At 67.3% G+C, this 15680-nt stretch carries 6 protein-coding genes and 3 pseudogenes; 1 reads left to right on the top strand and 8 read right to left on the bottom strand.

The genetic code is table 11. The features are described 5' to 3' along the window. Positions 1–5 precede the first annotated feature (5 nt). The 8 genes and pseudogenes from OHA30_RS07345 to OHA30_RS07310 all read right to left on the bottom strand — a co-directional run bounded on the left by OHA30_RS07345 (position 6) and on the right by OHA30_RS07310 (position 14987). Positions 6–1022, bottom strand: a complete 1017-nt coding sequence (locus OHA30_RS07345) for an RHS repeat-associated core domain-containing protein (protein ID WP_328912983.1) — start codon at positions 1020–1022, stop codon at positions 6–8. Positions 1023–1153: 131 nt separating this feature from the next. Beyond that, positions 1154–1816 carry an ATP-binding protein gene (locus OHA30_RS07340; RefSeq protein ID WP_328912982.1) on the bottom strand — a complete coding sequence of 221 codons (663 nt, stop codon included), beginning with the start codon at positions 1814–1816 and terminating at the stop codon, positions 1154–1156. A gap of 47 nt (positions 1817–1863) precedes the next feature. Beyond that, positions 1864–2547 (bottom strand): annotated as a pseudogene (locus tag OHA30_RS07335) (DUF6879 family protein); the annotation flags it as partial. A gap of 344 nt (positions 2548–2891) precedes the next feature. Further along, positions 2892–3214 (bottom strand): annotated as a pseudogene (locus OHA30_RS07330) (helix-turn-helix domain-containing protein); the annotation flags it as partial. A 118-nt stretch (positions 3215–3332) separates the two neighbouring features. Then, a complete protein-coding gene (locus OHA30_RS07325) occupies positions 3333–3833 on the bottom strand; it encodes a hypothetical protein (protein WP_328912981.1) in 501 nt (166 codons plus the stop codon). Between the two features lie 63 nt (positions 3834–3896). Then, positions 3897–10406, bottom strand: coding sequence for an RHS repeat domain-containing protein (locus OHA30_RS07320; RefSeq protein ID WP_328912980.1), 6510 nt, complete (start codon positions 10404–10406; stop codon positions 3897–3899). 146 nt (positions 10407–10552) lie between these two features. Continuing rightward, a complete protein-coding gene (locus OHA30_RS07315) occupies positions 10553–14164 on the bottom strand; it encodes a LamG domain-containing protein (RefSeq protein ID WP_328912979.1) in 3612 nt (1203 codons plus the stop codon). Positions 14165–14564: 400 nt separating this feature from the next. Next, positions 14565–14987, bottom strand: a complete 423-nt coding sequence (locus tag OHA30_RS07310) for a VOC family protein (protein WP_328912978.1) — start codon at positions 14985–14987, stop codon at positions 14565–14567. A gap of 154 nt (positions 14988–15141) precedes the next feature. Between OHA30_RS07310 and OHA30_RS07305 the strand changes: the two are divergent. Continuing rightward, positions 15142–15600 (top strand): annotated as a pseudogene (locus OHA30_RS07305) (helix-turn-helix transcriptional regulator); the annotation flags it as partial. Positions 15601–15680 lie beyond the last annotated feature (80 nt).

Below are 15680 nucleotides of genomic sequence, written 5' to 3'. Positions count from 1 at the left end.
ATTTCTCACCCAACGTTGAATTTCGCTTCCCCAAGAACGTCGAAGTCCTGGGCCAGTCCCACGGTGTTGAGGTGAGCCATCTCATTTTGCACCAACTTCGGCCCCACTATGTGACCGTATATCTTTGCCCCAACGTCGGCGCGGTGTGTCCCGCCCGCAGGATTGCCCCAGTTGTAGCGCTTGTAGACATTCACCGTCACAGAGCCATGCAGCGTTCCGCCCTTCGAGTTGAGATGCCCTCGAACTCTGTACTGGTACCCATTCAAAGCGTAATACCAGTCACGTACAGAATGCGCGTTTGCATCGCTCCTGCCAATGTCCTTGACGACGCCAGATGATTTCCATCCTGAATCGAAGGTGCCAACGCGAAGGTATCCTCCGATGTTATCCCTCAAGGAGGGAAGATCGTTCATCATCTGCGTCACGTCTATATACATTGGAGTACCGTCGTTCTCCAGCCAGTGCTCGAGCAAGGTATACGCGTTGCCATTCTTCATGAAGGCCATGTAGCTCATGGCGAACACTGAAGCCTTGTAGAAAGTCTCATTGTCCTTACTTGTGGGCTTCTCAGATCCCCAAGGTTTCCGATTTGCGTCCTCCGCCTGCACCGGAGGATACTGGCCAGCGCTTTCATTGGATGTCTTGGGTGCCTGTCGATCACGGTCCTTGTGATAGGTCGACTTCTCGGTCGGTACGCCGTTGCTGCATCCGGTGATGACGCCAGTCATGCATTCCATGACACCCATGCCGTCGGGGTCGCTGAAGGTGGCGGGGTTGTTGGCGCTGTAGGTGTAGCCGTTGAGGGTTTGGGGTTTGTCGGTTTCCAGGAGGGGGTCGATGCTGAGGAAGCGGCCGATGGCCGGGTCGTATTCGCGGGCGCCGATGTGGGTGAGGCCGGTGCCGGTGTCGGCGGGCTGGCCGAGGAACGCCTTGTCGTCGGGCCAGGTGGTGGCAGCTGTGCCGCGGGGCGCGCCGAACGGGGTGCTGTAGCGCTTGGTGATGGCCTGGGTCGTGGCGTCCATCGCGAGGCTGGACGTTCCGTGCTGGTCCGCGGCCAGCCAGGAGAGCTGGGTCGTACCGCTCTGGTTGGATCGTACGGCGATGACGGAGCCCAGCAGTTCGACGGCCGCGTCCTCCTCCAGCGTGCCGAGCGTCAGGTGCCGCGCACCTTCGCGGACACCGAGACCGGTGAGCCGGTGACGGCTGGTGACGAGAACGAGGCACTGTTCGGTGCCGGGCAGCAGCGGACGTACCTGGGCGCGGTCGCGGCGTTGTCCAGTGCCAGGAGCAGTCTGCGGCCGGCCACCTGGGAGCGGAACGCGGCCGCCATGAGTTCGTTGTCGGCTGCGACCGCCGTCGGGGGTGTTCCCAAGGCCCGCAGAAACCGCTCAAGCACTTGCCATGGAGCGACGGGGACCTGCGGATCGTGGCCGTGGAGGTCCGCGTACAGCTGGCCGTCCGGGAAGCTCTCATGGGCGCCGCGGGCCCAGTGCAGCGCCAGGGAGGTCTTGCCGACGCCGGCGGTACCGGTGATCACCAGAATCCTGGCGCCGGAGGAGCCGTCGCCGGGTCTGCGGGCCACCATACGGTCCAGCGCGCGGCTCTCGGCGGCTCGGTCGACGAATCCGTGGACGCCTGCGGGTAACTGCCGGGGCACGGGGCGCGGGGATACGTCGGCAGGCGCGTGGAAGTGCAGTCCGCCGTGGACATCGCGGGCCTGGACGACCTCGTGGGCGATGCTGCCGGAGAGCGAGGAGCGGACGGTGCTGGTGTGCGAGGGCAGGGCGGCGGACGGTTCTTCTTCGCCGCCGGGCATCTTCCCCTTCTTCGTTTTGCCTGACCGGGGGTTCTTCGGCGCGAGCCTCAGGCGCCTTGCGGCGGATGCAGGACGGCCACCTGGCGGGCGAAGAACTCTTCCACGTCTTCGCCGAGTTCGTACAGACTGCCGATGAAGTCGGCCGTGCGGTTCCTGATGTCGGGGTCCACGTAGCGCACGGCTCCGTCGGCCTCGCCCTTGGTGTTGTACCCGATGTCGTAGACCGTGTCCGGGCCCGGAGTGATCAACTCCGGAAGCGGGTCGTTGTGTTCGTAGCGTGCGATGTGCTCCGGTCCGAAGACACTGATGAGTTCGCCGCATTGGGCCCGCACACGCAGCAGGTGCAACTCCCAGTGAAGGCAGGGCGTAAGCGGCTGTTCCACCACGCGGACGCGCAGCAGACGGCAGCGATGGTCGGCGGCAGTACGCGACAGATCGAGCAGGCTGTCCCGTTCGGCCTCGATCAGCTCGTCCAGCTCGGCCTGCATCTGCGCCGCTTCGACGTCGCGGGCGACGGCCTGGGCGAGCAGCATCCGCAGTACGAGCAGGATGAGCGCGACTCCCAGGACGGCCACGCCGATCCCGCCCATGATGAGGGTGACGCCCGGGTCGTCGCGCTGGTCGGGCGCATTCAGGGCTGTGACCGCGAACCACACGGGAGCGGCCGCAACGATCGCGCGGAACTCGTCACACGATCGCCGGGTTGGGGTCTTCAGCCGCCGCCAGCAGATGGGTCCCCAGATGAGTGCGACGAGGGCCTCGTGGAGGTCGAGGCGTCGTTGGCAGCGGGTCGCGAGGTGCCTGAACTCGTGCAGCAGGGCGGAGGTCGGCTCGACGACATAGCGGAGCATGCCCAGGCCGGCGGTGGCCGCCCTTGCGGGAGAGGACCGGCAGGATGCGCCGGAGCCGTGGTTCCCGGCGGTTGCGGTTGCTGTCTCCCCTTGTCGCCGTGCAGGGCGTCCGAGCGGTTGCGGGGTCGTCCCCTGCGGCCAACGACGGTGGGATGCCGTCGACCAGGGCGAGGGTCCGGGTGACGTCTTGCGCTGACATCACCTTGCTCAGGACGAGCGTCTATCAGGAACGTGCCGTTCAGGAGCACGGACGCCTTTGTCGACCCGGCGCGTACGGCGTCAGACAGGGTGTGGGGGCCAGGGCGGTCCAGAGGTCGACTGTCACGGTGACGTAGCGGTATACGGTCGTAATGCCGACGCCGAATCCGGCGGCGAGCTGGGCGTAGGCGTGTCCCATGCGCAGGTGGGCGAGCGCAAGGAGAACCTGACGGCCGGCGCTCAGCCTCCGCCAGCGGAAGCTGAGCGTACGGCGTTGCCGCCGCAGCTGCCTGGAGACCAAGCGGAGCGTGGAGCTGGACACGTCCACACCGGACGGGTGGACAAGCACACGAGGCCTCTGGTGGAGACGGTTCTCTTGGTCGAAAACCCATCTAGCAGGGGCTTCACCACGTTGTCAGCCCAAGTGCGCAGCTCCATCGGCAGGTCGGCAAGGGCTCATTGCCCTGTCAGTCCGATTTCCGCGCGGGTTCCTCGAGCTTGGTGAATTCTGCCCCGCCCCCGCACACCGCATCCGGGTCGATGGTGATGCACAGTGTGATGACACCTTTTGATTTATGAGCATCGAGATCGAAGAAACAGTCATTTTTCTTGCTGTCAAAGCCGAGGCCGAGAGTTGGCCCCGCCGTCTTCGAATAGTCGCTCACGCCGTGGTCCCCATCGCTGTAGAAGGCCCAGGTTCCGGATACCAGGCCGCGCTCGCAGCCCTCGACAATATCATGCCTGAACTTGAGGCCGGAAGTCGTGAATCGATGGTCGGACAACAGCGAGATTTTCCCCGCGTCTTTGCTTTCCCAGGTCCCGACTACCTGATCACGAGAGATCGAGAAGGGCTCTTCAGAACTGCAGGCACCGAGCAGGGCACCACAGGAAATAACTGCGAAGACCCCCTTGAAGATTCTCTCTGCAGTCCGAGGAATCTCCTTCGAAATGCCCATTGTGATCTCCAAGAATCCAACTCCAACTAAGTTCGCTGTACATGTTCGACCATCCCCTGGAACACCTGCTGGAGGTCAGTAGGGGCCGATGACAAAATAGGACGGATTCGGATGGAGCGTACCCACAGCCCATTGCTCGGTCCAGGTGAAGGTCTCGTCCGACCGCTCACCGAGCCCAAGGACCTTAGCAGATCCTTTGCGCCTGGGTATTATTTTGGTTGCGGAGTTCCAGTCCGATGTGTTCTTGATAGTGAATTGCAACCTTATTGTTCCCTTGTCTCCACCTGGGACCACATGGGCCCGGCCCGAGTACGAGCCTATGAACGCCTCAGCCCAGTTGGACTCTCCGGCGACCCCGTTGGACAGGGCGCCGGAAAGGTCCCACGGTGGTCCGGCGATATGACCGGCCAACTTGGCGGCGAATCCCTTCCAGTTTCCGTGCGGACCAACATCCGTGTGCCTGATGGATATACCTGATGAAGACCCTTGGGACAGGCCCTTCAGCAGACTGTCGCGAGCCGCGACCACATCCTTTGCCCCCGACAGTTCAGTGACGATCGCGTCGCCACCATGGAATACAGGATGAGAACCAAGGTTATTGAAGAGCCAGTGGTAGAGCAACATTCGGGACATGTCGTTGTTGTCCGCCGCAGGGTCATCAATGATTCCCTGATAAGGAAGGTTGCCGAAATCGAACTGGTACATGGGCCGATAGGGTGCCACATAGGGCTGCAGAATGCACCAGCCGCACGTCGGCGCGGCCGGTCCAGCCGGCGGGCCCGTGTAAATGGAAGCGGAGCTGCTCCCGGTACTCGAACCACTATGTGGGTCGCGCTTTTCGTCGTAGGTCGACGATGCCGTCGGCGTACCGCCGGCACAATTCGACAACGCACCGGTCATGCATTCCATGACACCCATGCCGTCGGGGTCGCTGAAGGTGGCGGGGTTGTTGGCGCTGTAGGTGTAGCCGTTGAGGGTTTGGGGTTTGTCGGTTTCCAGGAGGGGGTCGATGCTGAGGAAGCGGCCGATGGCCGGGTCGTATTCGCGGGCGCCGATGTGGGTGAGGCCGGTGCCGGTGTCGGCGGGCTGGCCGAGGAACGCCTTGTCGTCGGGCCAGGTGGTGGCAGCTGTGCCGCGGGGCGCGCCGAACGGGGTGCTGTAGCGCTTGGTGATGGCCTGGGTCGTGGCGTCCATCGCGAGGCTGGACGTTCCGTGCTGGTCCGCGACCAGCCAGGACAGCTGGGTCGTACCGGACTGGTTGGATCGTACGGCGATGGCGGGCCCGTCGGCGCCGGCCGTGTACGTACGGGTCGCCCAGGTCTTGGTCGTTCCGGACACCGTCTTGGTGTGCAGCTCGGTCGCGCCCAGGTACAGCACGGACTCGCCGCCGGCGCTCGCCCGCCGGAGCAGCAGGTTGCCGTCGGCGTCGTAGAGGTACCCGGTCGACTTCGTTCCCTCAGTCGTGGTGGTGAGATCGCCCTCGCTGTTCCACGCCAGGGTCTGACTTCCCGTGGCACCGGGGCGCGTGGTGGTGTTGCCGGTGTTGTCGTAGACGTACTTGGGAGTGACGCCCACGCAGCTCGCCGCGGCGGTGGTCGCGGTCACGGCGTGCGGATGCGCGGTGTCGTTGTAGCAGTAGTTCGTGGTGGTGGTGCCACCGGCGGGGTGCTGGGTCTCGCTCAGCCGCAGTCCTGCCGGGTTGTAGGTGTAGCCGGTCGAGTACGGCGCCGCTCCGCCCGTTGTGGTGGTGGCGCAGTTGGCGTCGGCCGGGGTCCAGGCGCTGGTCAGCCGACGGTATCCGTCGTAACCGAAGCACTGCGTGTCGGCCTGTGCGGTGCCGCCCAGTGTGGTGGGGTCGGTGATCTTGGTGACGTTGCCGGCGTCGTCGTAGGAGTAGTTGAGGTCCTGCGGCATCCAGGCGTGCGTCTGGTCGGTCACTGAGGAGCGGGTGAGGCGGCCGGTGCCCGCCTCGTACTCGTTGGAGATGTACGCCTTCTTCACGCCGGTCGCGGCAGAGGTGCCCAGGGTGAGCAGCTGAGGCTGCCCGAGCGACGAGTAGCTGACATTCTGCAGATAACCGCTGGCACCGGAGACCGTGTCGATCTGACCGGTGGGACGGTAGGTGTAGCTGACCCACTCCTGGGGCAGACCCGCGACCGCGGGCGCCTGGGCCTGGGTGAGGCTGCCGTCCACGCCGTAGGCGCTGGCGAAGGTGTAGCTGGACTGCGCGACCCCGGAGGTGACCAGCGGATCGGTCGGGGCCAGGTCCAGTTCGGTCTGCGTGGGGTGATACAGGGAGTCGTAGGTGAGGACCTTCTGGGTGTATGCCTTGCCGGCCAGGCCCCCGTCGTAGCGGGTGGCGGAGGCCAACTGCCCCTTGGCCACGCTGTCGTAGGTCCAGGCCGCGAGTTTGTTGGTGTCGGTCTTGCTGGTCTGCCACTCGCCGGTCTTGCGGCCAAGTGTGTCGTATCCGTAGAGGACGGTCTTCCCTGCGGAGTTCTGCGTGTAGTCGACCTGGTCCAGGGATGTGTACGCCGTGGTGGTCGTGCCCATGTCCGGGTCCGTGGCGGAGACCTGGCGGCCGAACAGGTCGTACCCGTAAGACCACTGCGTATTGTCGGGTCCGGTCACCGTTTTCGGCTTGCCGTCACGTGTGTAGCCGTAGAAGGTCGTGGTGTGGCCCGGCAGCGGTGCGGTGCCTCCGTAGTCGGCGTCCGCCGGGGATGTGCCGGCGTAGTCACGGCGCTCGGTGGTACGGCCGAGCGCGTCGGTGATCACCCGGGCGGCACTTCCGCCGGTGCGGGCGCTGGTGGCCGTGGAATCGCCGGTGTACGTCGTTCTGACGGTCGCGCCCTTCTGCACGCCGTACACGAGCAGGGTGTCCGAGGTGGTCCGGCCGGCGCCGTCGAAGGTGAACTCGTTCTGGGTGGGAGCGCCGCCGTACTCGGCCCGGGCGTATTCGCCGTTCGGCGTGCCGGCGCTGTCGAAGATGCCGGAGAACGTCTCGTACGCCAGACCCCGCGAGTCGTACCGGGTGTCGGTGAGCAGACGGCCGCCCGTCGGGGTCGGAGTCTGGGTCTGAAGCGGGCGGAGCAGCGCGTCGTAGATCTGATAGCTGGTGTTGCGGGTGCCGTTCAGACCGAGTGTCGAGGTGGTGACGTAGGGCTGGGCGTCGCGGCTCACGTGGTAGTCGAAGGTCGTGTTGGCGCTCTCGCTGGACTTGGACCGGTTCGGGAACCAGACCCCGGTCAGCCGGCCCAGTCCGTCGTAGGCCAGTTCGGTCTTCTTGGTGTTGACGTCGAAGACCATGGTGGGCAGGCCGCGCAGACCGTCGTAGAAGGTGGTCACCTTCTGGGTCGCGACGTTGGTGGCGATCGTGCGGGTCAGCGGACCGGCCCCGGTCGGGGTGTACGCCATGGTGCTGGGCGTGCCTGCGGCGTCCTCCGTGTACGTCACCCGGCCGAGGTCGTCGAGCGTCGACCTGCCCGTGGTCTGCCAACTGCTCGGGTACCGCTCGCCGTTGGCGTCCGGTGATGCCGGGTAGCCGCCCGGCCGTCCGGACCAGGTCGCCTCTCCCTTGGTGGGAGTCTGCGTGGCCGACCAGGCGGTCGCGGTCGCGCTGTCGTACACCGTCGCGGAGTCGGCGAGCACATCACCGGCTGTCGCCGTGGACGCGGGCAGGGACAGTGACGCCTCCGAGGCCGTGCAGGCCGCGCCCACCGTACGGACCCGGGAGGTGAGGGAGTTGATGCCCGCGCTGTCGTTGCGGGCGTACCAGGTACGGGTGCAGGTCTCGTCGCCGCTCTTGGCGGTGTCACCGGCGGAGTCCGCCTTGACGGCCATGCCGTAGGAGTCGTACGTGGTGGCGACCGAACTCGTACGCCACTTCGCGGGCACCGTGAGGTAGGTGTCGGAGTAGGTCTTGCCGGTGCGTATGTAGTACGCCTCGATGTCGGCGTACGACTTGTGCTGCGTGGCGGTCCTGGACGACCACGGGTCGTTGACGGTCGCGGAGACCGCCGTGGAGCCGTCGTAGGTCACCTGTTCACGGGTGAACCCTGCGTACTGGTCGGAGTCGGTGACGGCGGAGACCGTGAGGCCGGTGCCGCTGATGCCGCCGACCGTGACGCTGCGCGGAATGCCGCTCTTCTGCTTGTCCCCGTTCATGCCCTGCATGTACCGGGTGACGGTCTTGGACCGGACGTGGTCGCTGTCGCCGGAGAAGACGGTCACCGTTCCGTAGCCGCGCCAGACCGACCAGGTGCGCTCGTCCTCGGGCGTGAAGGGGCTGTCGTCATAGTGCCAGGCGGGGTCGGCGTAGCTGTAGGACTGCTCGACCGCTTCGTTGCCGGCGGCGGGGTCGGAGGTGAAGACCCCCTGCACCCGGTATTTGTGGAACCAGTCGAGGCCGGCGTCCTCGGCACCGTTGATGTGCCAGTAGACCGGATAGCACGACATGGTGTCGTTGTCCTCGGCAGCCGGCATGTGCGAACCCCGCACGCACTCGGCCGCCGCGAACGACACCGTGCTGATCGCTCCGGTCTCGGAGGTGATCGTGTCGATGCGCGGCCGGTTCAGCGGCAGGATGTCGTCCGTGGCATCGACCCGGTTCGGCAGCATCCGGTACGTGAAGGACACCGGGTCGAGCGCGGTCGTCGTGCCCGTCTGACCGGTGTGCTTGACGGACTTCAGTACCAGCGTCTGGTCCGAGGTGTCCCCGATGTCACCGGGGTCCTGGAATTCCTGCGTCAGCACCCACTTGTCGACCGGGGTGTACGTCGTGCCGGTGCCGGACCACACGGAGGTCTGCACCTGGGTCAGACGCTTGCGGGTGAAGAACGCGGGGGCCTCCGACATGCAGTCGGTGTCCGACGCGCCCGAGGCGCAGATCGTGTCGAAGGGCACGTCCGGCCAGTTGTCGGAGGTGGCATCGGTCAGGCTGGAGCAGCTTGTGGCGAAGCAGCGCTCCTCGTAACTGAAGGCCACCTGGTCGGTCGCGGTCGCGCTGAACAGGGTGTCGGACCGCTGTCCGTAGAGGATCTTGTCGAGGTGTCCGCCGCGGATGTACTTGGCGTTCGCGGTCGTGGCGCCGTTCTTCTTGTAGTAGTTGGTCTCCGCGGTGTACCAGTAGGTCTCCGCGTTGCCGTGTGTGTCGACGACGTAGTCCAGGTTCCAGCGCCATGCCTGGGTCAGCCAGCGGTCCGCGAACGCGGAGCCGTTGCTGTAGCCGGGCTCGCCGGAGTCGTCGCCGAAGACGGGGGCGGTCCATACGGAGTTGGTGCGTTCGGTCCCGGCGCCGGGCAGTTTGTTGAGGCCGAAGACGTATTTGGTGCCGTCGCCGGTGACCACGGTCCAGTACTCGCCGTCGTCGTCCCCGTTGTCGGCTCCGGTGGATTGGGTGACCGTCGAGGCGTCGTCGTCGGCCAGCCGCCACACTCCGCTGGTGTCGTCCTTGACGAGTTCGGTCGACTTGCCGTTGAGCACCAGCGAGGCGTTGTCGTACTTCCAGCACTGGTCGTAGACGTCCGCGTGCCCGTCGTCGTCACAACTGCCGTACTGCCGGGAGACATAGGAGTCGGTGGACAGCCCGAATCCCTCGCCGACCTGCGACCCCTGGTTGTTGGTCGAGGCGGTGCGGCCGTCGATGCTTCCCGAGTCGTACGACACCGAGACCGAGGGCGCCGGGCCGGCCGTGGCAGCCGGTTCCTGCATCGCGTACGACCAGGTGAACGATCCCGACGATCCGCCCGCCTCCCACTTCGACGACGCCGACAGGGCAGTGGCCGTGTAGTCACCGCTGCCCGTCGTCGATGCCCCGCTGCCCGCTGTCAGGGCGAACACGTTGAACGAGTTGGCACCCGCGCCTGTAGTCAGCGGGGCGCTCGCGGAAACCGACTGCGTCGAAAGGTCGTTGGCCGATGCCAGCGCCGTCTGGGTACGGCACTCCGCGAGATCCGGTGTCGTCAGCGCGCAGCCCGGCAACTCCACCAGCCGGAGCCGCCCTGACCAGCCACCGCCGTACGCCGAGGCGAACGACGTGTAGCCGACGGATAGCCTCGCTGTACCGGCGGTTTGCGGCCGGACCGAGAGTAGGACGCCCCGCACCCCGGCGGCAGCGGTGGCCGTCCGGTCCAGCACGGTGACCTCGGCGGTGCCGCCGGTGTCACTTCCCCCGGTACTGCTGACTGCCACCGGAAGGCCGCCCGCCGCCGTGGGGCCGGTGCCGCCCGCCATTCGTATCCGGGCCGTGCCGCCCTTCGGCCAGGCCGTGGTCTGCTCGGCCAGGGCGCGCCGGGCCCGCGAGTTGTCGGCCGCCTCGGCGTCGGCCACGTGCTTGCGTGCCTGTTTCGCGCCGGGTCCGACGGTGTGCACCTTGACCGACCGTTGCCCGGGGAGGTCCGGCCGGCCCAGCGGCCCCGGAGCGGCGTGCGCCATCGGGGTGAGGCCGAGGGGAACGGCGAGTGCGACAACCGCGACGACCGAGACCGCCCTGAGCCGGCCGGAGCCGCGAGCGCTTGCGTTCTTCGCCCCACGGAACGACAGCACGCTCCACAGCGGACGAGTGGTGCCGGACCGAGTACCCACGACGCAAACCCCCCAGTCGATGGCGTCCGGACATCTGCCACGGACGCTCCACGAACCGAATTACGGACAGCACACGCACAAGTTCTGTCGGCGCCGGTCGGAGGGCGGGGCGGCTGAAGCGGCCGCCCTCGCCCCACCTCCGGCGGTCAGTCGCCCACCACGACACCGATCTGGTCGGAGTCGGTCATCGCTCCGGACCACACCCTGATCTCCTCGATACGGCCGGGCAGATAGTTGCCCCACACTCCGTTGACATAGCCCCGGCCGGCGGTGAAGTCACCGGAACCCACCACCGCCGTGTACGACTGCGTGCTCTGCTCGATGTCTCCCAGATACAGGCTCGCCGTCGTCGACTGGGCATCAAAGACACCCGTGATCTGCCTCGAAACGTCCGTACTCGTACCGGACAGCGCCTCAACCGGTGATGCTGCGCCGGTCAATGACCCGTCGGTGTTCACCCGTCCGAACAGCCACTGCCCCTCGGGAACGTTGACGATATTGGCGTCGTCGTCAAGTACGGTCGCCGTCCCGGTGAGCTTGAACCACAGGCCCCAGGAGGCGCCGCTCGCCGAACGCTGGCCCGCCACTTGGGCGGTGTAACCGACGGGCTTCGTCAAGAGGGCGGTCTCGTCCAGTTGGGCGCGGGCTGTCACGGTGAACGAACCCAGGTCGTCCACGACCGAACCGGAAGTGCTCGCCGACCCGTTCGTGCCGTTCAGAACGACGGCATCGCCGTCGAGTGTTGCTCCGCCGGTCAGGGTCAGGGTGCGGCCGTAGCCGGAGGTGGTGTCGGTGAGGGTGGTGCCGCTGCCGCCTGCGGGGTTCCAGGCCGCGACGAGTTCGGTGTTCCCGTATCCGGCGGCGTCGAGGGAATGTGCCTCGGCGGTGATCTCCTCGGGTGTCAGCGCGCGCTGCCATACCCGGGTCTCGTCGATGCTTCCGTCGAAGTAGTCGACCGGGTTGCCGCCCCAGGTGTCGCGGCCGAACTGCAGCGGCCCGTTGGGTTCGTTCGGGGCGGACGCCGGCACCGAGGCCTGGAACGCGCCGTTGACGTAGAGCGAGAGCTGCCCAGCCGTCGCGTCGTACTCCGCGACCAGATGTGTCCACGCCCCAGGCACCGGTTTGACCGTGGAACGCGCTTTGTTCCAGGCGCAGGTGGTCGGTGTCGGGCAGGAGTAGACCCTGATGCTCCAGTCGTTGACGCCGTCGGCCGCGTAGGACAGGAAGAACGGGCTGACCGAGGTGCCCTGCTGGCTGACGATGCCCATCGTGCGGACCGTGCTCGTGCCCAGCCGGACCCAGGTCGAGACCGTGTACGACGCCCGCGCGTCGATCACGGCGTTCGCACTGGCGGCGTAACCGGAGGTCCCGTTCAGGAGCAGGCCCTTGTCCGTCACGGGGGTGGTCAGTGCCGCGCCGGCCGCGTCGTGCAGGATCTCGCCCCTGCGGCCGCGGTTGTCACGGGTGGCACCCGTGGGGGAGAGCGTCGCGTTGTCCTGCTCGGCCGCGACCGTGCTGGAGGAGTCCAGGGCGGCGCCGCTGTTCTCGTCGAAGTGCCACTGCCCGACCGGTCCGGAGCCCGCGGCGACGACGAAGTCCTTGACCGTTTCCGCGCCCGGCCGGCCCAGGCTGTCCTTTCCGCGTACGTCCAGCCGGTAGGTACCCGGTACCGGCGGCTTGACCGTCAGGGACGTCACGCCCGCGCCCAGGGTGACCCACGTGTCGCTGGGCGACAGCTTGTACTCGAAGGCGGTGACGGTCTCGCCCGCCGCCGCCGCGAAGGTGACCTTCCCGCTGATCCCCGGGCCCCCGCCGGGTACACACGCGTTGGGCAGGCACTCGGTGTAGGTGGTGGTGAACGTGACCGTGGGCGCCTTGGGCGCTGTCGAGTCGATCTTGAAGTAGCAGTAGCCGGAGGTGGAGGCGTTCGACGGGCCGGCCAGGTAGGTGGTGCCGTCGTCCTGGTACGAACGCGTCCAGGCGGCGTACCGGTACAGCGTGCCGTCGGTGAGCGTGGGCGCCGACACGCTACCCGGGGGCACGTTGTCGCCCGCGAACTGGGGAGCGCTGGGACGCAGCAGATCGCCGAAGGCGCTGGCCCATGTGCTCGTGGAGGCCGTGTACTTGTCCACGCTGAACACCACCCGCAGCCTGGCTCCCGACTCACCGCCCGCGGCCGTCTGGGGTACCGCGCTCAGTGCCGGGGTCGGGTCGGAGATCACCGACGGACTGGAGCTGCTGGTCGAGCACACCGTCCCGCTGCCCGCCACGACGCCGATCTTGGTGGGCAGCGCGGGCAGGCCCACGAAGTTCACCGACAGCACCGCGTTGTTCTTGAACCGCTTCCACGCCGAGGTGTCGCTCTCGTCATGGGCCCGCAGTTCCAGCGTCAGCTTCGCGAACTTGCCCGCCGCGAAGTCCGCGACCGTCGGCGTCAGATTCTCGTTGGTCTCGGCGGGGTTGTCGGTGAACTCGATCGGCGCCGCCGGGGAATCCGGGTCGCACGCCGAACCCCGGCCCGCCGAGAAGGACCGGTCCACCATCAAGTCCAGTTCCTTCGGCCGCGAGGACCACGTCGTGGACGAGGAGATGTTGTTCGTACGCTCCAGATCCGTCGTCCGCGCCGCACACTGGAACGCCCACGGCGACGTCACCCGGAACGTCGCCTTCAGCACCTTCTTGCCCTTCAGCGACCCCGGCGTGAACTGGAAGTACAGCCGCTGGGTGTACCCAGGACCGCAGTAGTAGCCGTTCCACGTGCCGCAGTGCCCGTCACCCTTGCCGCGGCTGTTGCCGTCCGAGTCGTCGTTGTCCCAGGCGTAGTCGCTGTAGCCGTCACTGCGGAGCAAAGTACGCGTCGGCGCCCCCGAACTCAGCGCGACGTCCGGATCGATGTACAGCGGGAACGCGTCCGCGTCGGCGGTGGACAGCATGCCGTGATCCGGGACAACCGTCAGCGTGCCGTCGGAGATGTCCATCGGCGCGGACGCCGTGCCGGCGCCAGGGCCGGGGGCCTCCGCCGACGACGCCGGGTCCTCGCCGGCCGACTCGGCGCTCCTCCCCGCAGCTCGCGCCTGGCCGGAACCGGTGGTGTCCGCGTGCGAATCCCACATCTGAGCGGGCGGAGAGGTGAAGACCTCCTGGCCGTCGTTGCCGACCGCGCTCAGCCCGCCGCCCGCCGTGCTTCTGACGTCCAGCCCGGAACTGCTCATGCCGAACTCGATCCGCCCGACCCTCGGATCGGCCGCTGCCGCCGGAGTCTTAACGACCAGCACCTCACGGTAGCCCCCGGCCGTCGCCGTCAGCCGCAGATCCACACCCGGGAACACATCGGCGTACACCGCGCTGTCACCGTCCACCGTCGGGACCGGCAGCGTGCCCGGCCACGTCAGCGACATCGCCCGGCCCGCGTGCCCGATCGACACCAGCGGAGCCGTACTGCCGCCACCCGAGAACACCAGGTCCACAACAGCCGCCCGGGGAGCCAGAGTTCCATCACTCCGGGCCTCCAGCGACGCGTCCGGCGCCGCCCACGAACCGTCCTGCCGCGCCACCCTCACCGGAACCGTCGACTGATCAAGAGTGAACGTGAAACCGTCGGGATTCGCGAACGTCGTGGTGTTCTCCGTCCGCTGCCCCACCACCTCGACCTGCTCACCGGACTCCTGCGCCTGCTCCAGCGCCCGCTCGGCCTCCGTGACGGACCCGCCGTCACCCGCCGCCGCGGCAGCCAGCGGCGACACACCCGTCCAGGCCATCGCCCCGACAGCCGCAACCGCCCCCGCTCTCCCCAAGGCACGCCAAAACAAACGGAATTCCACGTTCCCCCCACACCCCATCGCCCACAGTGAGCAGCGGAATCCTGGCCATGAGTAATGCGCGTGTCAAGGACAACTCAAATATTGGGTATGTGCGGCACTCGACGCGTGACAGGCTGTTGCGGATAGCGGGGGCAGAGAGGGCGGATCGATACATTCCGTGATCATCGAGTTTCCCTGCCCGTCGCCGAGGGCGAGGGTGGGCGCCGGCGAGCAGTTGCTCGACCGCGTCGAGCGTGCGCTCGCCTTCCGCTGCTCCACGTGTCCGGTGCCCGCGGCGTCCGCGCCGCCCGTGTGGATGCGGCGGCCCAGACGGCGCAGGCACGTCAGGTCAGGTGGTTCAGCCGTTGTACGGAGCGGTGACGTCCAGGACCCAGGTGACGCCGAAACGGTCGGTGAGCATGCCGTACAACGGCGCCCACTGCGCGGGCTCCAGCGGACTCACGACGGTCGAGCCCTCGGCGAGCTTTCCCCACAGGGCGCTGATCTCCTCGGCGTCGTCGCCACGCACGGAGACGAAGAACGAGTTGTCGCCCTGGTTCCAGGGCAGTTGCGAGGGGACGTCGTAGGCCATGACGTGGAAGCCGTTGTCGCCGGCCACCTCGCCCCACATCACCCAGTCCGCCTCGCTCTCGTTCCGCACGGCGCCCGCGTCCTTGTAGGTGACCGCGACGGTACGTCCGCCGAAGACGGACTGGTAGAAGTCAAGCGCCTCACGCGCGGTGCCCCGGAGGTTCAGGTGAGTGGTGGTCGTGACGGACATGACCTGCTCCTTGCCTCGATGTGACAGAAGTGCGCCGTCGGCCGTCGATGCCGAGCGGCGCTGCCGTGACCAGGGGCGATGCCTCCCGAACGGCTCGTATGCCACGATGGCAGGGGTAGAGGACAGGTTGTGTCCGGTACTCCAGGCAGTATGGGTGTCATGCATAAAACGTCCGCCCGGCGGCTACCGCCTGGAGGCCGGCACTCACCTGCCGCCCATGCTGTTCGACGACGGGCAGGCCGTCGCCCTGGCCGTCGCGCTACAGTCCGCGGCCACCGGCGCCACCATCGCCGAAGACGCTTCCCGCGCGCTGGCCACCCTCCGCCAGATCATGCCGCCCCGCCTGCGCCACCGCATCGACCTGTTGCGCATCACCGCCGTCCAACCGCCCGCGGCGGCCGACGACACTCCCCAGGTCGGCCACACCCCCCAGGTCGACGCCCAAGTCCTGATCGACCTGGGCCGCACCATCCATACTCGCGAGGAACTGCGCTTCGACTACGCCCAGGGCCCAAGCCCCTCGGCCGATGACGCCCGCCGCGAGGACTGGCGTGCCTTCCGCGTCGACCGCATCCGGCCCCGCACACCCGCCGGCCCTCCTCGGCCCCAGCCGCCGGACCTCCTCGGCTGCGGCCGTTCCGGACCCGAACAGCGCCAGGGCGGCGCAAGTGCCACCGCGCGCCGCGAGGGCAA

Origin of the sequence: Streptomyces sp. NBC_00223 (assembly GCF_036199905.1) — a bacterium.
In the GTDB taxonomy this organism is placed as follows: Bacteria; Actinomycetota; Actinomycetes; order Streptomycetales; family Streptomycetaceae; genus Actinacidiphila.
The sequence above is the reverse complement of the archived record's forward strand: the minus strand, read 5'-3'. Positions and strand labels throughout refer to the sequence as shown.

Excerpts from the sequence above, each read along its gene's own strand:
- OHA30_RS07340 (WP_328912982.1), bottom strand. The coding sequence starts at position 1,816 with ATGCCCGGCGGCGAAGAAGAACCGTCCGCCGCCCTGCCCTCGCACACC.
- OHA30_RS07345 (WP_328912983.1), bottom strand. The coding sequence starts at position 1,022 with ATGGACGCCACGACCCAGGCCATCACCAAGCGCTACAGCACCCCGTTC.
- OHA30_RS07315 (WP_328912979.1), bottom strand. The coding sequence starts at position 14,164 with ATGGCCTGGACGGGTGTGTCGCCGCTGGCTGCCGCGGCGGCGGGTGAC.
- OHA30_RS07310 (WP_328912978.1), bottom strand. The coding sequence starts at position 14,987 with ATGTCCGTCACGACCACCACTCACCTGAACCTCCGGGGCACCGCGCGT.